At 67.0% G+C, this 21568-nt stretch carries 2 protein-coding genes (1 of these 2 only partly in view); one reads left to right on the forward strand and one right to left on the reverse strand.

Translation table 11 applies throughout. The features are described from left to right. On the forward strand, positions 1 to 20998 hold the 3' portion of the coding sequence (locus K7711_RS36720) for a LuxR C-terminal-related transcriptional regulator (protein ID WP_222975674.1). 24854 nt of this gene lie to the left of the window's left edge; 20998 of the gene's 45852 nt are visible here — the last part of the coding sequence; the start codon falls outside the window, past its left edge; the stop codon is at positions 20996 to 20998. Between the two features lie 32 nt (positions 20999 to 21030). Here K7711_RS36720 and K7711_RS36725 read toward each other — a convergent pair whose 3' ends face one another. After that, positions 21031 to 21561 (reverse strand): DUF5666 domain-containing protein, encoded by a 531-nt coding sequence (locus K7711_RS36725; RefSeq protein ID WP_222975676.1) that lies wholly within the window; start codon positions 21559 to 21561, stop codon positions 21031 to 21033. Positions 21562 to 21568 lie beyond the last annotated feature (7 nt).

Here is a 21568-nt window from a genome sequence, read left to right on the forward strand (position 1 = left end):
CGTCGGACACCTCGATCGGCTGTTGCGGCGTCACGGAGTCGTCGACAGCGGTACTCCCGAGGGAATCTCCTCGAGCGATCTACTCACCGAGCGGAAGCGCTTGGTCACCGAGCGCGAGCGGGTGCGAATCGCGCGAGCCCTGTGGCGCGCCGAACTCGATCGATTGACTGCGGAACTCGCCCGGAGCCGAGCAGACGCGGAATCGATACGGGCGGCGCATGCGGCAGCCGAGGCGCATCGCACTCGATTCGAGCAGGAGTTCGAGCGGCTGAACGCGGAAATCGCACGGCTCACCCTGCTCGTATTCAATGCCGCCGACGCGTCGGCCGCGACCGAGGATGTTGGCAACCTGGCGCGGCGCATTCTCGCGGAGGACAAGATCGAACAGTCCAACGCCGAAGACACGCACTCTTCGACACTTCTGGACATGATCGACGCGGCCGCCGGGCAACTCGGGGCCGAGGAGGCCGACACTCCGCCCGGGACCGTAGCCCCGCCCGCCGCGACCCCGTGGCAGCAGACTTCTCCCGCGCCCGGCGACTCCGCCATGCGTCCGGAAACCATGGCCGTCGAGCGACGCGATGCGGCCCGCGAAGGCAACGAACGCACCGAACACGCACCCCCGCAAGGCATGGACGGCTCGGCGGCTCCACCGCTGAGCGTCCGGGATCCGCTCGACCCACGCAGCCTGAAACCAGCGCCCGCATCCGCACCGGCCCCCGCTGTCGACCCGGTCGTGGACGGCGGCGTGGTCGCAACCGTTGTGCCGGCCGAGGTCCACAGCGCGGAAATACTCGGCAGTGCTCGCTCGCCGATCCACAACACGGCAGTCTGCCTCGACCGTGCACTGCATGCTCTCGGGCTCGGCGACCAGCCGGTCGATGTCGGCCCCGACGGGGAACCGCGCTGGCCGGCCGGCACGGTCGGCAGTATCACCGAAACCGAAACCTATTCCGCCGCAGTGGTTGCCAATGCTGCTGACCTGTTGTCCGTCGGCATCGATGCCAAAGACGATGCCGCCGGGCCTTTCCCGCGGTTCGGCAATGACGTACGCCCCGGCGAAGCCCTTCGGATGCGGAAAGCCTGGAACCACGCGACGGTGCACTACAGCCAAGCACTGATGGCCGCCAAGGACAGCGTCATCGAGGCGTTGAAAGCGGTAATCCCCTGGCCGTTGCAGCGCAACGAAATCGACGTCACATTCCACCCCGAGTCCGGCACCTTCGACGCCCGCGTACTGGCCGAGGACCCCGAGGCATTCGACGCACTGCCCACTCTCGTGCAGGGCCGCTGCACCGTCGAGGGCACCCTCACGGTCGCCGTCGCGGCCATCCCCCGCGAGCGTGCCGAGCCCTCGGCCTCGGCACGCGACGAGTCAGGGATGGCAGCGGATCCGGGGCCCGCTGCTCCGAGCCGCTCCGATGCAGCGAATCAGCCGCCCGTACCCAATCCCCGCGAATCGTCGTATGCGGAGCTGCGCGCTTGGGCAGCAACGCTTTCCGATGACAACACAGATCGCCTGACAGCCGATCTGCGGTCCCGCATCGATACACACCTCGAAGCCTTCCGGCGTGGCGAGCTGCCACCTGCCACCGAGGCGATCGGCGAGTGCCGTGTGCTCAACGCACTGGTCGACGAGCAGCTCCGGAAGCTGGGACAGATCACGGATATTCGGTCGATATCCGACTACTCGACGCTGTTCGCGATCGCGCGGGATCTGACAGATCGGCTCTCCTCGGCTCGCACACTGTATGCCGCGGCCGGCACCCTGTTCGACCTGATCGGGGCACTCACACCGGAAACGCCCGACCAGGGTGGAAGTTCGTCCGCACTGCGCGAGGCGCTCGATGTATTCGACCGTGTGCCAACGGAAGTCGGAGCGCTGGTCGACGTCCTGGCACAGGCTCTGGAGATGATCCCGTGGGCGGAGCAGCCCGAACTGTCCGCCTCGGGGCGCGTGGTTGCGTACGAGCACCGAACGGCGATGCAGGAGGCGCTCGAGCAGGCTCGAATCCTCACGACGTCGTTCGATGCCAGGACAGCGCCGGGCGACGCGACATGGCACGAATACGTGGATACCTATCTCACGTCACGATCGGACGCCGGATTCGATGCGAAGATCGCCGATACGGCCCGATCGCTGGCCGCGCACGATGATGCGTTCACGAAGGCGCTCCCCGGATCGGATCGGGATGTCGCCGCCGCGGCATCGCGTCTGCTGCCGGTAATGGCGGAGTTTTCCGAATATCTCATGGCGCGCGCCCGCGATACCGACCGCGCCGCCGACTTCGTACGTCACACGTACATGACCTACCGGGCTGCCGCCGCACGATTGCCCGACATACAGCCGCTGCACAGAGCCAGCCGAGATATGCGGTGGCTGTACGAATTGAATACGGCGAGTGTTGACATCGTGAAACCATACGAGAGGGCGACACTGTTCCGCGACGGTGCGTTCGAACAGTTCTCCGAAGATAATGGTCTTCCCACGAACCTTCGACTGACCACGGCAGAGCTCGACAATTGGTCCACCGCCAGCACGACCGATGAAAACCATCCCGGATCGACCGGGCGGATAGAATTCGATGGCCGAGTCTACCTCCGCTATGTTCCGAACAGCTACCGACTCGAAGATATCGTCGCCGGAATTGCCGAGGAGGTACGACGAAACCACACCGACCGAATCGCGGTGGATCTGACCGATATCGACTTCTTCCCGGCGGATCTGGGCGAGATCCTCCGTCGGCAAGCCATCCCGGGCCTCGACGAGGTAATCACGATCGAAGTCAACGGACTGATCGTCCGAGCGTTTTCCGGAAACTCGGCTTCCGCAACACCAACGAGCGTTTCCGGACGCATCACTCTGTACGAGCCGCCTGGAATACGCGAGCTGGAGAAGCTCGGCGGAATCCATGCGGACGACAATTCCGTCGGCGGACTCGTAACATCCGTGGAAACCGAGAAGATAGTACGTGAAGATTCGGACGGAAATTCCAGTCGAGAACCGGAGCATACGTCTCTGACCCTGCATGCGGTCCATGCGAAGGCCCTGTCGCACGGCGCAATGATAAGGGAGCTCGAACTCTCCGACATACATGATATCGACATCAATGGCACACTAATTCGGTGCAAGATACTCTATCGCATCCACGAAAAATTTGGATTCGCACTCAGAGTTCATTACGACAATGCCGACGTCAGCGATCCGAATATCGACACCGCACGCCGTCTGATCGATGCCGCTTTCACCGAGTCCTTTCCCGGCAGAGACATATCGGTCTACGAATTCTTCGAACACGGCGGCGCAACAGTGATGCGCCACAGTGCGCCGCGAGTGATCGGCCCGCGCCATCCGGCACCAGTCACCGCACCGCACGAAAGTAGCTCGCACGAGGAGTCCGGCCGAACCGAAACACCCGGCACGCCAACGGAAGCCCGATCACCAGCCGCGACAGGCAGCAGCCGCGCCCACCGGCCTCATTCGAACCCGCAACAGGTGCCCCAGCCCGATCCGAGGCTTATCCGTGCGGACGATTCACGCACCGGGGCGATCGGCAGGCGCGAGGAGCAATTCGGCCCCGGAACCGGCGGCCGCGGCACCGCGTCGGACGGTACGACACCGATCTCGTCGACCGGGGTCGCTCGAACCGCCGGTGCGGAGAAATCCGGCACGGATGCATCCGTCACCCTCGACACCACCCTGGAGCCCGGCGCACCCGCGCCCGACAACAACTGCGCACGACGCGTAGCACTCGCCGAACACGCCGCCGGGCTCCCCGGCGCCACAGTCCCCGAGCCCGACAAAGCAGCCGGGGTCCCCCTCGAAAGCGAATCCGACGACCCGGGAATCGAACACTATCTCGGTGGCCGCGAACTCCAGCAACTCCGCGAACTCGACCCCGCCGACCCGCACCACGAAATAGCCGAGAAACTGCGCGAACTCGGGCCGGGTGCCCGCGCCATCGTCGTCCATGTCTTCGCCGAAGAAGACCACGACAACAGCATCGACGGAAAACCCGTGGGCGCCCACGCATTCCGTCTCGTCAACGCCGACGGCAGCATCGAGGGCTTCCCCGAGAACGACCCCCGCACCGTCGAACGCGTCCTGGTCCTCATCCTCGACCCCGACCACAACCAACACACCATCGAAGGCGCCCGCACACGAGACCGGCAACAGCCCAACGTATGGATCGGGCGATCCGCCGACAACGGGCCCGAGGATGCCCCCCGCGACCCGGGCCATGCATCATCCGACCGACCCCGCGCCGCGGAACCCTCCGGTCCACCGGCCGCAGGCACGACACCGTGGACCGCCCGCTCCCCCGAGCCGAGATCCGATCGGTCAACTCCCGCACAACAGGTCGAGCCACCGTCACATCGCATGAACCCCGGACATGAACGCTCGAGCACCGAGCACGCGGTCCCCGGCGCGCTCGCAAACAGCGCATCGGACAGCGAAACCGCTTCGGGCACACCTGATCAGCGACCAGATCCAGCCTCCGGCAACGACGCCGCGCTCGACGCTGAAATACGTGAGCTGGAGCGTGCGCTCGGCATCGAAACCGATGCCGAGCGCACGCTCGAACTCACGCTGTTCATGGAGGAGAAGTACCTGCATGTGGCCATCGCGGCGGATCAGGATCGGCCCGAACTGATGTTCGGTGGCCGGGCGGAGTGGCTGGGCTGGCTACAGGCCCGCAAGTACGCCCGCGACCACAGCGACGCCGAGTTGAGCGCTGATTTCATTCTGGAACTGCAACGGCGGCTCGTGGGGCCGGCGGCGCCGGAGAAGGCCGGGCAGTTCATCCATGCGAAGAACGTCAGCTGGGGGAGCTTGAAACGGCCGCTCACCGCAGACGAACAGGCCGCGATAGCCGAGAACCCGTTGCTGACCTACGTGCCTGGGCCTTTCGAATACGGGCCCCACGGGATCGTGCTGGAACCTGCGCAAGCCGGGAAGCCGGGAGCTCGGCGGGTCCGGTGGCCCGAGGCCCCACTGACGGCAGCTCAGATCGCGGCCATCGACGACGACCCATTGCGCGGACGTGCCCGCAACCCGTTCGACACTGAAGAACACGGCGTCATCCTGTACCCCAATTTCGGTGGTCTGGACGAGACCCGTGCGGATGCGGAAGCGATGTGCCGCGAGTACGAGGCGGCCCGCCGCACGCCCGGCCGCGACCCCTATGAGGCACCGGCGAACCTGCAGCACCGCAGCGTTTCCGGCCATCACACCAAAGGCGGCATGTCGGGTCGGCTGTCCAGAATCCTGCTGCAGTGGGCGTTGGCGAAGGACGGATTGCCCCCCGGTGCGATACCGGAATTCGATGCGGACCTCTTCACGCGGCGATCGGACTGGGTGCGGACGATCAAGGCGGGAAGCCAGCGCTACCAGCAACTCGAGGCCGAACTCGAGCGAGCGGGCCGCAGCGCGACGCCCGTATCGCTGCTCGATCTCGAACGCGCCCAGAGGCGCTACCGCCAGATGGGCGGCAGGCGTTCGCCATTCGTCCCAGGCGAACAGCACAACGCCGAAGCATGCCGGCAGCTACTCGAGACCCTCCGGTCGAGCGAGCAGTTCCCCGAAAGGAACGAGCAGGTAGAGGCGATCGTCGACCGGTCGCTGCGCGACGCCGACTCGCCCGCCACCGGCACACGCGACAAGTCCGGATTGGAATCGGAGCCGGCAACCGATACTCACAACCGCTCCAATGCCGAAGAGTCGCCGCCATCGACGCACTCTGCCGCGTCGGCGCTGTCCGTCCCACCGAAAACGACCGGCACGATAACACTCCACAAGCAGAGCGATGTGTTGGATGCCGGACGCCTGAGATCGGAACGACCGCACATTCTCGCGGGCTTGGTGACAACCGCGAACCTGACAGTCGAGCCCACCGAGGCCGGCCGAACGCTGGCTTCCCTCGAACTGCTGGCGGTCGAGGCGCAGGGCTCGTACCACCAGAACATCGTGAGCGCGCTGAATCGACCGAGCCTGCTGCGGATCGAGCACGGGGATCTCACGCTCGAGTTCAGACTGCACTACAGCATTTACGATTCCGGACGTATCGAGGTCAGCCTCTACTACGGGGAACAGCCCGACCTGGGGTCCGGCGCCTTCCTCATGGTGAGCAAGGCCATCGATGCCGCGCTGGCGGCGAAATTCCCCGGAAAAACGATCAGTGTCCTGGAAAAACTCGACGACGGGACCGATTTCCGGTCGAGGCAGATCACCCCGGCGGACCCGCATTCACGATCGACGGACTGGTACGCCGTCGACGACAACGGGCGCCGCCATTGGCGGACGGAGATGGCGGTCGGGCTACCGGGACTCGCGACTGCCGCGCGGTCGAACGGCGCGCGTGCCGTGGACACCTGGTTGTATGACCGGCTGCGAGAATGCGGCTGGGACGACGGCACCGGCGCTCGAACCGATACGGCTTGGGACCTCACCGTCGACCTCGTCACCGACATGCTGACCAACAGTTCCGGCCCCGTGACCGTCGCCCTGGACCTCACCGATCGGGACAGCCCGCTGCGGATCTCGGTCACCGGCACGGGCAGCACGACCGCGACCATGATCCGCGTCCAGGCAACCGCCGACAACAGCGGCGTCACCATGTCCGACCAGGGCGCCACCGCAACCTGGTTCGAACTGAACGCCTCCGGCGCCGCTGCACGCACCTCACCGTCACCATCGGCATCCGGGGCGACGACCGACCCGACACCACGCGGCGACACCACATCGTTCACCCCCGGACTCGACTTCCGCACCGTACTCGACCTCCGAGCCCGCAAGACCCGACGTCGACTCGGGACCGCCACCGGAGCACCCGGCATCTCCGACGGCGGAGTCGACTACTTCCACGACCCCCGAATCGGAAGCGACTGGGGCAAAACCGAACCCGCACGCGCCACCACGAGTGACGACCCCACCTCACCCGCCGATGGCACACGACCTCGGATTGCTTCGGAAGCCGCCGAACAGCCGGTCAACCACTGTGTCCCCCAAGCCATCACACGACTCATCGGCCAGCAGGGACCGGTAGCCGACCCGTTCACTCTCCACCCGAAACGCGCCAACGGCGTCTCCTGGCGAGAACTCGAACAAGCGAACACCTTCCACGGCGAACAACCCGACCAATTCGGCACCGACGAACAACCCGACCACGCCACCCTCATCGAAGGCATGATCACCGCCGCCGAAAACAGCCCCTCCGGCACCACCATCACCGCGCTCATCCTCGAACAACGGGCCACCATCGACCGGCACGGCGTCGGCGGCCACGCCTACACCCTCACCTACCACGGCACGGACACCGCCGGCCGGCACCATTTCGACCTCGACGGCCACCACATCACCTACGACACAACCGAAAACGGCCGACCCTGGTTCACCACCGAAAACGGCCAACGAGCGACACTGTCCCAACTCGCCAACTCCACACCCGGCGAAACCACCAACCTCTGGGCATTCACCTATCAACGCACACCCAGTCAGCGCACCGGCCACCTCATTCGCCTCGCGGGCAGCACCAACACCCCGCCACCCAGCACACTCCGATTCGGCGCGGAAGCCCCCGGCGCCACCGGACACAGCACCGCGGACGACGCATCCCCACAGCACCTCGAGCGCAGGGTGTTCACCACCGCATTCGCCGTAGTGGGCGACGAGCGAGCCGCCTTCGAGATCACCGCGGAAGCATTCGCGCGGGTCGGCGATGGCCGGCCGGACGCACTTCTCGCCCTCGCGCATGATCTGGCGGTCGAACACCTGGCGTTCGCGCGGTTCCGCCAGGCGATGCTGGTCACCCTGATGACCGATACGCGGGTTCGCGCGTCCGGGTATGCCCAGGCACTGCACACAGCAACCAGGTCGCGGCTGGAGCAATGTCTGGACGACCTTCCGGTGCAGGAGCGCGACATCCTGTCAGCGAGGTTCCGGGAAGGACTCACCCGCAGCGAAGCCGCGCACATGCTGAACCTGGGCAAAACCGCACGCGGAGTGGAGGTCCGCGCTCTGCGCCGACTCGCGAAACTCATCGCCGAAGCAGCGGACGCCGACACTGCCGCGAACGGCGTCGCCAGCGAACGGGAGGACCCGATCCCCGGTCTGCTGCCGAAAGACCAGTACCGGTATCGAGGCGGGGATTCGGGCCGGGAGATGCCCGACGAAATTGCCCGCGCGCTCGTCGCGCAAGCCATACGCCGCCGGTCGACGGCCTTGGCCGGAAAGAACCACGAGAATGTGGTCGTCGCCGACGGACAATTCATGGTGCGCTTCCCCAAACGCGGCAGCAAGGACATCAGGCTTCTCGTCGAGTCCCGTGTGCTCGAACTGTATGCGAAAAAAGGTGCGCCCACGCCACGCGTCTACGCGGTGGTCGACGGTGTCACCATGCCCGACGGCACTGTTGTCGACGGGGTCCAGATCTACGGATTCAGGCAAGCGGCCGGAACGGTGGCCGACCAGCCGATAGTCTGGATCGACAAGGTCGTCGACGCAGTCCGGATACTGCACGACAGGTCACCGAAGATAGCGGGGGATCGGGCAGAATTTCTCCGGCGCATGATCGCCGAAGAAATGGCCATCTTCGATTCGGCACTGCCCGAACTCCGCAGCCGATTCCAGCAATTGGGAGTGCCCGACAACCCTTTCGAACCCGTCATGCGACTGGCACGGACACTCGGACCGACCCGGTTCGTTCTCATACACGCCGACGCACACCTCGGAAATCTTCTGCAAGAGATCGACGATCATGTCACGACGGTCGATCACGAGTCGACCAGGCCCGGCGATCCGGATTTCGACTGGGTCCGCATGCATTTTCTCACGCCACGCCCGAATTTCCGAGAAGCACTGCTGGAGAAAGTAAATATCGACAGCGATCTACTCTATACCTATTCACTCTTCCTGGATATCCAGAGAATCATTCACGATGTCATCGAATTGAGCCGTTCGGCCAGGTTCGGACTGCTCACCCCCGAGCAGATCGAATTCGTGCGATCCGAGTTGCCGGATGCCTTCGACCGGCCGGGCCGGGAGTGGGGCCACCCGTCCAGCGTGACCAGCGGACGACTCTTCCGAACTCTGGGAGTGTGGGATCCCGCACCAGTGCACGAAACCGGCATGCCGACCATCTCGACCATCGACGACGACACGTCAGCGGCGAGGGTGCCCGCCGACTCAGCCGTCCCGGAAACTTCCGCGTCGGCGGCACCGATGACAGGCACTCCCGTCGTACCGGATCTCTCCGGCGCCACACGCTCGGAACTCGAGGCCTGGGCCGAAGGTCTGGTTGCTGAGGATGCCTGGCGAATCCTGGCCGACCTGCGTGCGACCGCCACGGACCGGCTCGCTGCTGTCCACCGCGGCGAGACACCTCCGACCGCGGACCTGACCGGCCCGGCCCTGATGCTCAACGCGCTGATCATCAGGTTGTGCCGGCGCTTCGACGAACAGGTCTCCTATCTCGTCCACCCCGAAATCATGGGGCTGCTCAACGAGGCGACGCTGTCGGAGGTGGCGCGCCATCTCGCGTCCTGGGCGCCCGTCATCCGTGAGTTGTGTGCCGGGGTGCAGGTGGTGATCGACACCGTCGCGGCCACCTCTGTCAGCAGCTCGGGGTCCTATCCCCTGCATTCGATGCTCGTGCCGCTCGAGCAGCTGGCCTCGAAGGTGGAGCAGCTCGCGCAATTCCTGCACAGCACCGAAGATCCCACCGGCCCGAAGGATCGCACCTCGATCGAATCGACGTCCGAGGACCTGATATCGGCGGTCGCCGGGGCGATATCGGCGCCGACGAGACAAGAATTGAATTACTGGTACGACCTGGCCGACACCATTCTGCGAGTGCGATCGTCGCAGCCGACCCGCCCGCGCCGTGCTGGCGCTCCCACCGCCACGACCAACGAGCCGACCAGCGACGTCGCACCCGAACTGCCCGGACCTTTGCCAACCGAAGCGGAGGCCACGGACCGGCCCGAACGGCCACGGCGTGCGCGCAACCAGATGCGGGACACGGGAACGGAATTCGCCTTCGGTCCCGCCGGGCCGGGGGCCCACCGACCACCGGGCACCGGGTCCGGACGGCCCGACGGCACGGCGAATCCCCCCGGTGGTTCGGCACACGATCCGAATAGTGTTCGCAAACCGGACGAGAAGCCCAGCCTGAACAAGGTGCTCAGCCCGGACGAGCGGGCGGCGGAGGTAGCCGCGACGATTCGGGAGATTCTCGCCGTGGCCCCCGAATCGTTCTGGTACCTCCGGAATATTCCGGTAGAACCCGCGCCGGGGAAAGTGTTCGGCCCGGACTGGGTGAGTAATCGAGCCGAGTGGTTCGAAAACCTCTTCTCGCACGATACCGAGAAGCTGCGGGACGTGGAGCTGACCGAGAAAGACCTCCTGGAACTGGCCCGATTGATCGAGCGTGCCCCTGCGTATCTGACGCTCACCCTGCTCGTCGCGACCGGATTGACCGTCGATCAGCTGGTACACGAGGGCAAGGTGAGCTTTTCCTCGCTGTTCATCCGGCAGGAGAAAATCGCGAGCAACGGAAAGACGGTCATAGTCTGGAAATTCCGGACCATGCCCGTGGACACCGAGGAGGGGCCCACCGGCTCCGCCAATGACGACCAGATCACTCCTGGTGCCCAATTCCTGCGCGACACCTCGCTCGACGAACTACCACAACTCCGCGCGATCGCCCGCGGGGATATGGAGTATTTCGCGGGCAGGCCGATGCTGGACGGCGACGTCGATCTCATGCGCGGGCTGGTGGACAAGAAGATCCTGACGGCCGAGCAGTTCGCGTTCTGGGAAAAATTCCGGAAGAACGACCTGTGGTCGGCGCTGCATTTCCCGGGCTGCCGGGGACTCGAACGCCAGAGCGACGAATATCTGTACACGCGGTACCTGTGCGCCTACCTGTGGTCGTTGATCGGCAGCCGGGCATCCGAGGAATACATGATGCGGATCATCGACCGCTATCTGGTCAGCACCGTCCTGCGGGAAGCCCCGAACCTGGTGCTGGGCACCGCGGCGGAGATCCTCGACGGTATCGCCGGAATACTGCCCGGCGAATCCGGGCGAAGCCTGTTGGGTGCGGCGCAGCGCCTCGCCGGAACCCCCGCCCGCCACGCGGCGAAGGCGATCCGCGCGGCAGCGGGCTTCGCGGCAGACCTCGTGTATCCGTCCGCTCCGGGCCGGTCGGGCCCCCTGCCGATCAATCATTGCGTCCCCCGCGCCATCACCCGACTCATCGACCGACAAGGAGCCGTCGCCGAACAGTTCCACCTCGCCGACGACTGGGCCCGAGGCGTGTCCTGGAAAGACCTGCGAAACGCCGATACCTTCCACGGCGACCAACCCGACCGAATCCCCCACGACGAGGACCACTCCGGTCACACCGCACTCGTCGAGGCCATGATCGCCCGAGCAGACGGGAGCCCCGAGGGCGCCACCATCACCGCACTCATCCTCGAACAACGCGGCACCACCAACCGGCACGGCATCGGCGGACACGCCTACACCCTCACCTACCACGGCGAAAACACCGACGGCACACACCAATTCGACATCGACGGCGAACCCGTCACCTACCTGCGCACCACGGACGGCCACGCACGATTCCGCACCCGAACCGGCGAACGCAGAACCCTTCCCCAACTCGCCGGGACCACACACCGGGAAACCACGAACCTCTGGGCACTCACCTACCACCGCACACCCGACATGCGGGACAACAACATTCCCGGCCGACTCCTCCACCTCCCCGGCGCGACACGCGACTCACCACCACCCGAAGAACTCCGCTTCGGCGCCGATTCCCGACCCGAAGGCGAGGACCATCGCCCCGGCGAGGGCCCATCCGAGCACGGCCCACCAACTCCACCCGCGGGTGGGCGGGCCACCGCCGAACCGGGCGTCACCGACGCGCAGGCCCATGCGCTGCTGGAGCAGACCCGGGAGCGGGCGCCGGATTACCTGGACGGTGCGGATGGGCTGTGGCTGCTGCCGGATCCGCGTCCAGGGCATTCCGGGCAGGTCCGGGTCAGGCGGAGCCGAGACCAGATCACCACGCCCGACCTCGTCACCACCCTGCTCGGGGTCGTCCCCAGGCCGGGCACCGATATTGCCGTGGCGCCGGAGGACACCGGGTCGAGTGGTCCCCGCACACGGCGGACGCTGTACCTCGAGGACGATGTCAGCGTCGAGGAATACGTGCCCGGACGAGCACTGACGATCGCCGACCTCGTGGACGACGACATGACGTTCCTCGCCGACGACGCCGATGAACTGTTCGACCAGCTCGTCCCGGCCGACGCACCGCCGCCACCGGCGTCGGCCCCGACACGTGCCCAGTGGGAGCAGCACGTCCGCCGCGCGCTTCGCCACGCCGAGGCGCAGATCGAACGTCTCGGACCGGGATCGGGATTCCTCGAACTACCGCAGCTGTACCGCACTTTCCACCAACGCCCCCCGGCCGCCGGTGACGATCAGCCCGAACGGCTGCACCCGGCGGTGGTACTCGGCAGCCTGACGCGCACGCCGGATGGCGAGCTGGTGTCGCCGGGCCGGGAATTGACGGAATCCGGGCCGCTGGAATGGGTGTACGCCGCATTCATCGTCCGCAACCCCTGGCCACCGAGAGTGCGCGAGCAGGTGCAGCTGTGGTGCTACAACCGCATCAAGCGGTTGCGCGGCCGAGCCGGGCTGGCGGACTTCCAACGCTATATCGTGCTCGAGGCACGAATCGCCGCCATCGACCAGGCTTTCCAATCGCCGCGCGATCTCACCGACAGCACCGTCCGGCCCCCCGAACTTCTGGCGGCGTTCCGGCGGAATCTCGAGTTGGTCCGCGACGCTGGTGTGCTGGAGGAGATGCCCGATCCGGCGTTCCAGATGTTGCTCGACGAATTCTCGCGCCTCAACGCCCGCGAGTGGGCGTCGGAACAGGAACATCTCACGATCCGACACGAACCCGGCGAGCCGCTGGGCGGAAGTCTCACGACGTCGGCTCGTGCGTTGCTGGAGGATCCGGGAACGGGCCGGACGAAGTTGAACGCACTCAACGGCACCCAGTACTGGTACCAGCGGCCGCACCGCCTGGAAGTGGCCGAGGCCGGCTACGAATCGGTCGACTCCGACGTCGGCGTGGTGGCGCGGCTGCGCATCCGCGCCGTGGTGATGATCGGCCGGGCGGAATTCGGCGATGTGGACATCCGCTTCGACCTCGACGCCGCCGGTACGGTCACCGCCTACGTCGATCCCAGCCCGCCCGCCGAATTCGTTCGCCTCTACCAGCCTCGTCTGGACAGCGCGAAGCGAGGCTCTTTCCTCGACATGGTGCGCCACTTCGTACGCGAAGCGGGTGCGGATGTGCTGCGGATGAAGATCGCCGACGACCCGGCGAGCCCCGCCGTCAACCAGCTGCACCCGATGCTGCAGGCCGGATTGATGCCGGTCGTCGACGCACCGCTGTGGCTGAGCGAACCGTGCCGGGCCGTGCCGAGCGCGCCGGCCCCTGCCGAGTCACGCATCGCTCGACGGCTCAGCGGCCTTCCGGTCGTCGAGGTGCTCGAACAGGTGAAGGCCACCGACCCGGACGAGTACGAAAACCAGTGCGGCGTCTGGCATCTGCCGCTCTCACCCGAGACCGGCTCGGCCGGCCCGAAGGTGACGGTCCGGGTGTATCTCCCCGATGCCGAGCAGCTGAACTTCGATCTGGACGGGCTGGCGCTGTCGGCGGAGGACTCCTCGAACCAGTTTCACGCTGCCGGGGTGCTGGGCCCGCGGCTGCTGTTCGACTCCCTGGCACCGCGCTACATCGCGGATTTCCGCACCCAGGTCACGATTCACGAGTTCGTGCCGGGCAAGGCCCCGGAGCCGAAGGACGGGTGGAAATCCCTGACCGAGGAGGTCTTCCCCGAGCTGTATCGGCTGCACAATGTGCCGATCCCCGCCGGTCCGACGACCACGCAACGGCATTGGGACGCAACCCAACAGCGCCGGATCCGCGACCTGGAACACACCGACGTCGACCACAGGCTGGACGCGCTGATCGGCGGGGTGCCCCTGTCCACCACGTGGATGCCGCTGGCGCCGGACGCGACGGCGAGCCGGATGGGGTTCTGTCACGGCAACCCGCGCCGGCGCAAGATGCGGCGCGGCGCGGACCACCGCATCGGATTCACCGACGCCAAATCCTCGCAATATGCCCCGATCGCCTGGGATTGGGCCCGGTACTACCTCGGGAACGACTGGCTCGTCCCAGGCAGGCCGGTCCCCGCGGACTGGCTCGACGACGGCGTGCACGATCGGATCGAAGCGTGGATCAGGGATATGCTCACCGCCCACTACGGGCCCGAAGCGGCCACCGATTTCGACCGCTACGTGCTGCTGGAGGCGCGGAAGTCGGTCGTCGGCGACGCGTATCGGCTGCCCAAGAAGATCGCCGCCAAAATGGCGACGGTCGAGGAGGTCCTGCCCGCCTTCTACCGCAATATCGTCCGCGTCTGCAGAGCCGCGGGCGTGACCCCGCCCTTCGATGAGACGCGGGTCCGACAGCTGCTGCTGGAATGGACGGAGCGCGAACTGGACCTGCCGGGCGCGGCAGCCGCCACGGCAGCCGCCGCCGAGGTCCGTACCGCACCCGCCGTGACGGCGCCCCAGCCCGAGTGGGCACGACGACTGTTCCGGGTCTTCCGGCGTTCCGGTACTACCGTGGGGCCCAAGCAGATGCGGGACTTCCTGGACGGGATCCGGCGCTGGGACGGGCCACCGCGGTTGGAGCCCGCGCGGGTCCGCATCGAGTATCCGAGCCAGGGCGGCATCGTCGCCCGGATGCACATCGATGCCGTGGTCATGGACGGCACCCGCGAATACGACGATGTGCAGATCACGCTCGATCTGGACGACTCCGGCAGAATCACCGCCACCTGCTACTGCGCCGACAAATACACCCCGATCAATCACCTGACGCTCGACTTCGCCCGCGCGGCGGGTGCCGACCGGCTCCGGATGGAGGTCACCGACGGGCCGGGCGCGGCCCGCGCCGGATTCGAGTGGGACGGAAAGCATCTCGATGACATCCGGGTGGCAGTCGGTGAGGTGCTGCGTTCGCTCGAGGACGGTGGTGCACAGGTGCCGGTGAGCGTCGGCGAGTGCATCCGCCGACTGCGCGCGGGTGATGTCCCGACACCGCGAGAGCTGCTCGACGCCGGGGTGGATCTCGATGAGGTCGCCAACCGTCTCGGTCCCGTCCCCGCATCGTGGTGGGGCACTGTCGAAGTGGCCCACGCGTCCGACGCGGGGGGCGCCGTGTGGCGCGATCCCGGACTGCCGCAGACCGAACCACCCGGCGAGCAACCGCCCGTCCCCGCGGCGTTCGACCTCGAGATCCAGAACCACGGCGATCTGGATCGGGGAACGGCGAAGTCCTTCGCCAGAATGCTGCTGCGTGCCGGACTCCGCCCTCCGGACCTGTGGGGAAACAACAAGATGGTCTGGTTCGACCGAGACGACCACGGTAATCGGGTGGTCATCTCCCGGATGCTGCCGACGACCGATGTGGCGAAGGATCTGACCATCAATCCCCGTCGGCAGGACGGCGTCAGCCGGTTCTTCCATCACCTCGCGTTCGACCCGGACCAGGCCAAGGAGCTTGCCGCGGAGGAGGCCGCCGCCCCGGCGAAGTTGTTCGAGTACGGGCCTTACCAGATAGAACAGTATGTCGGTGTGCGAACCCCGGAGCCGACCGATCCGGATTACGAAACGATCGTGGACCGGATGTTCGCGGTGAAGCGCCGGATGCTGGAAATGGCGGTTCCCGCGGACGCGACGAAGCGGTCGGTCACCGAACATCTGCATCTGTACCTGGACATCCAGCGGCGCAACCATCGCAAGCGCGCGCCGTGGCTGGACTCGCTCATCCAGCTTGCGCCGCATCAGGTCTGGTCGCCGGACACCGACGACGAGGTGTGGCGACCGAGCCTCAACCACAACGATATGACCCTGGACAATGTCCGGGTCGACGAGGACGGCACGGTCCGGTTCATCGACTGGGACAACGCGGCGATCGGCCACCCGCTGTGGGACTACGTGACGATGCTCTGGACGAACTGGCCGCCGGACCGTGCCGAGGTCATCGAGAACAAGATCAGGGACGAGGTCCGTGATCTCGAAGCCCACGGTCTCATCGGCGCGGGCGCCGAGGCCGAGCTGGACCGGCTGCTCACGATGGCGGCCCTGGACTCGCTCTACGCCGACTCCCGCTATTTCGTCGAACTGATCGCGAGAGATCCCGGCAAGCTCGACACGTTGGCCGGGCGGTTCAACTCCGATTATCGGCGGCTGTGCCGTCTGCTCGACTGGCAGCCACAGTCGCCGGAGGTGGTCCGCGGACTGCTGCGGCAGGACGCGGACGCGCTGCGCGTGGAGCAGGGAGCACAGCCGCTGCCCGGGGAGCCTGCCGTGCACGCGGGTCCGCCGGGGACCGCGAGTCCGAAGCCGGTGCTACCGGCCGACGAACTCCCCGATGACGCGGAGCTGCGCGCCGTCGCCACCGGCCTGCTGACGCAGCAGTACGGTCCGCTCGAGCTCGCCGTGCGGCCGACCGCCGCGAAATACACCGGCGACGCGGAGAACCGCCACCTGACCGTATCGGCGACGATCGTCGCGGGACTGCCCTCCGACTGCGACGAACCGGGCGATATGCGGTTCCATCTCGGTCGCGACGAAAATGGCTGTGTCACAGTGATATTCGACCATCTGTTCGTCGACGAGTCGTTCGCCGAGGATTTCGCGCAGCATTTCCTGCCGCGGCTGCGCCGCGCGATCGGCGCCGGTGGCCGGATCGTCGTCCCCGTCCACGGCCGGGCGGGCTTCCGCATCGCCGCGCAGCACGGCCTGCGGCTGGATCCGGCACCAGACCATCTGGCCGAGTCGCGGGAAAGCACTGCCGCCCTGCTGAACTCGTGCGAGTTGCGGGTAGTGGCCGATCCGATGCTCGACCGATTCGATCGACCGGCCGAGGCGCGGCCCACCTTCCCCGAGCTGGCGGCGTATCTCGAGCAGTCGCCGGGCCGGTGGCCGGACGAGCACCGGTGGTGGGGTGTGCTGGACGGAGTGGACGCCGACGCAGCGCCTGCGGGCACGCCCGGCCCGGCAGCCCAGGAGGCGCCCACCACGACTCCTCGGCGCAAACCCCTTGCGGCACGGCAAGATACCGATACCGACGATCCGCCACTCCCCGAACCGCAGGTCGAATTCATCGCCGCCCTGGTCCGCAACCGGGCCTCCTTCGCCGGAAACCATCACGGGGTCTGGGACATCACCATGCCGAACGGCCGCCATGTCGTCATCCGGGTGGCCATCGATACGCCGAACCCCAATTTCGACCCGCGGATCGGCCTGGTCTTCGGTGAGCAGAAGGCGGTGAAGCTGTTCCGGATGGCGGGTGTCCGGGTGCCGAAGCTGCTCCACGTCGGCACGCAGGACACCTACCCGGAAAACTTCCTGATCCATGAGTTTCTGGACGGCAGCCATCCCACCGCAGACCGCCCCTGGCCGCCCCTGGCCGCCCCGGACGACAGCGATCCCGCCCCGAACCGAGCCTGGCGACACCTGGCCGAGGCCGTATTCACCGAACTCGATCGGGTCCACGCGCTGCACGCGCAGGACTGGGGCGACACCGAACACGTCCGGGCGCTGCCCAACCGTGCCGCATGGGAGCAGGGACTCGTGCGCGAGGTGGCCCGGATCCCGCTCGAGTACGACCGGAAACATCCGCGCGACCCGGACGACTGGACCGACCGGCTGCACGGCGAACTCGGCATGCCCGGCCTGCACGAGATCTTCACCGTCCGGCCCGACTCCCCCGACGACGTGCGACTCGGTGTCCTGCACGGCGATCCGACATTCGGCAACATCATGTGCCTGGGCCCCGGCAGAGATCGGATCGCGCTCCTGGATCTGGAGTTGTCGCAACCGGGTTCGCCGGTGTGGGACTACGTCGCGTTCGCCACCCGGAACCCGTGGCCTGCCGATGTCCGCAGCGACGTGGAGGACTGGTGCCGCCGGCGGTTGCGGGAGAACTACGGCGAGAACGCCGTCGCGGACTTCGACCGGTACCTGGTGCTGGAGGCGTGGAAGTCCGCCGCGGGCGACAGCTTCCGGCTGCCGCTGTTGGTCGCCGCCGGTCGGATGTCGGTCGAGGACGCGGCGAAAGCATTGCACCGCAACCTGGCTCGGGTGTTCGCGGTGGCGGAACTGCCGATGCCGTCGCTGCGAGAAATCCGGAGTCGTATCGAACGGTGGGCGCGTCGGCTGGTGCGGCTGCACGATCAGGAGTCCGCGGAGCCGGGACCGGTCGAGCACGGTGCCGATACGGCGACCATGCCCCGCACATCGCCACAGCGGTCGATACGCGACCTGTTGTCGACCGGCGAGGACCAGGAGGGTGAAGCGGAAGAGGATCTGTGGGACGCCCTGGTCGACATGCGGCGCGCCGACGGGCCCGCCCGGCTGGAACCGGTACAGGCCGCGTTCGAGCCTGTCGGAGATGCGGACACCGGAATCGCCCGCCGCATCCGGATGCGCACCGTGCTGATGGACGGACCCCGCGAATTCGGTGTGGTGCCGATGGTTTTCGAACTCGACGAGACGGGCCTGGTCACTGCCCGCCCGGAGCTCACCGCCGACCTCGACCGGCTCGCCGACGAATACGGCGGACCCTACCTGCTCGGCGTCGCCGAGGACCTGGCCCGCCGAATGGGCGCCGACGCGATCTCGATCGAGGTCACCGGCAAGGAGAGTGCGCGGGCGGTCCAGCACGGGTACGGCTGGGACTCCCATCCGGGCAGGAAGACCGAGTCCACCGCCTCCGTGCACGCCACCATCCGCGCGCAGGCGCCCGAGGGCGCAACTCCTGCGGAGTCACCGGGGCCGCTCCCGGCGACTCCGCAGGAGTTGCGCCGCCGGACCGGACCGGGCGTGCTGCGCGCCGCCAGGTGGTGGGCGAGCAAGGATCTCACCGATCGCGCGGCCCAACGCCGCACGCCGGGCGAACAGGGACCGCTCCCGCCGCCGACACCGCTCGAATGCCGCACGGCCACACGCCATCCGAGCGGCGAGGAATTCCTTCCCGACGCCACCGAGGCGGCCGGGGACGGCCGAATGACACCCGAGCAGGTGCTCCAGATCTCGGTGACGACCGCGATGGAGGCGCCGCACGCCCGGGGTCACTACACGCATGTCTGGTGTGTCACCGACAGCGAAGGAAGGACGTGGAAGGTGCGACTCGTCGTCGCCGAGCCCGGCGACAAGGACCTGGCAGCCAATCCCACTCATCCCAAACTCCTTGCCGGAGACCGGGATTTCCACGCCATCGCGCTGACCGAGGACAGCGGCGAGGACCTGGCCCGCCACGGCGGCGTCAATGTCCCGGAGAAGATGGCCCAGTGGGGCAGTCTCTCGGACGGCCGGGGCGTCAGTTCGATTCGCCACATGGGGCCGGGGCGCATTCCCTCGACCCGAGACCATGATCGGTTCGACACCCTGGCCGCCGTACTGCGGCAGCTACGGCAGATGCAGTCGGTCGCACTTCCCCCCGAACTCGCCGCGCGCACCGTGCCCGAACACGAGCAGCTGTTCCGCAGTATGCAGCGGATCAAATACGAACAGCGCCACCCGTTCCTGGACGCGCTGCGGATACCGATGCCGAACGAGATATCCGTGCCGGGCGACACCACCTGGCCCGAGCCCGGCCTGAGCCACGGCAACGTGACCTTCCGCAACACGTGGCTGCAGCCGGACGGCGAAGTGGCACTGGACAACTGGAATCTCACCGGCGTCCGCCACAAGCTGTGGGACTACGTGACGATCTTCTGGAATCCCTGGCGGAAGGATGATCTCGGCGAGGTGACCCGCATGGTCGAAGCCGAAATCGAGGACCAGTACGGCGAAGACGGCACGGCCGAGTTCCGGCGGCTGCGCGCGATCGCCGCCCTCGACTCGCTCTACAGCGACTTCGAAACCTTCGCGCAGAAGATCCGCAGGGACTCCCGCCAGGCCGAAGCGCTGACCGAGCGCTACTACTCCGACTACCGCACGCTGTGGGAGTACGCCGAGCGCGTCGGGCTGTGGCCGTCGCGCGGTGCGGAAGCGTTGCGCTTCGAGCAGGTTCGCGACCTGATGATGCATGCGGCGAATCCGAGCCTGTATCCGCGGTCCGACCTGCTCGAGGACGACCTGGACACGAGCGGGATACCGAAGCCGGCCCCGCGGGATCAGGCGGCGGCCGCCGCGGACCTGTCGCGCGTTCCGGCCATCCCGGAGCTCGCGAACCTCCGGCCCGAGGAACTCCTGCCGCGACTGTCCGGACTCCAGCAGCGGTTCGGGTCCGGCATCGAACTGGTGCTCAACCGTGTCGAACATGTGCGCACCGGCGAGGCCGGTTACGTATCCGGGGTACGGATTCGCGGCGTGTTCGTCACCCACAACGGCGCGCCGGCCGAGGTCGGCGATCTGGACCTGAGCATCGAATGGGACGACGACGACCGGCTCGTCGCCCGATTCGACAACCTGTGGATCGAACCGTGGCACGACCACACCGGATGCAGCGACGACGTCCTTCCAGCGCTGCGCGACTACCTCTTCCAGCGCTGCGAGGTCGACGAGATCACCATGACGGTTCGTGGTCAGCGCGGGGCCGCGACCGCGATCAAGCTCGGGGTCGACTGGGACGACCGGGCCGATCCGGCCCGCCTTCGCGAGTGCATGCGGGCGCTGGCCCAGCGTATCCGCGCCCACCTCACACTGAACCCGGATCTGGTGGTCACCCCCGCACTGCGCGAACTACTCGGCGAGCTCGACTTCCCGACGGACGGCCGCTATCCGACCCCCGCCGAGATAGCCGACCGCATGCCGACGAAGCCGAGGAGGTTGAACGCGGACATCTTCTTCGAAGGGTTCGCCTGGAAGGGCGTGCTGGTTCGGTAGTACCCCTGAGCGAGCGGTATCGCCGTCGGCGATCACTTACCGGAGAGATTCAGCGGTCCGCCGATGATCAGGCTCGCGACGATGGACCCGTCCGGATTCCGGTCGCCGTGCACGAAAACCGAATAGCCTGCGGCGATATCGGATATCCGACCGCCGCCCAGCGCCAGCACCTCGGTGGTCGGGGTGCTGTGCACGACGACGGTCCCGCCGAGTATCGCCTGGACGGTCAGGGTCGTGCCGTCGGTGGCGGTGACCGTTCCGAACGTTATGCCGCGGTTCGCCGCGGGCGCGGCCGCCGCGGGTGCAGCGGCCGTGGTGCTCGCCGCCGGACTCGCCGACGCGGAAGGATGGTTGTCGCTGCCCAGGCAGGACGACAGCACGGCCAGCATCAGCAGCAGGCACAGTCCGATGACGACGAGCGACGAGCCCGACAACCCGCGCAATCGCCGGCGCACGACGGTCCACGGTTCCGGCGGCGGCGGCGGAATGTCCTCGTGACGGACCGGTTCCGGGGCAGCGATGCGTTCGGGCAGATGTGACCACGGGCTGCTCAGCTGCCTCATAGCCGGA

It is taken from the genome of Nocardia coffeae (assembly GCF_019890715.1).
Lineage (GTDB): Bacteria > Actinomycetota > Actinomycetes > Mycobacteriales > Mycobacteriaceae > Nocardia > Nocardia jiangxiensis.

Bases quoted from the DNA above. Each gene is read 5' to 3' on its own strand.
- K7711_RS36725 (WP_222975676.1), bottom strand. From the start codon at position 21,561: ATGAGGCAGCTGAGCAGCCCGTGGTCACATCTGCCCGAACGCATCGCT.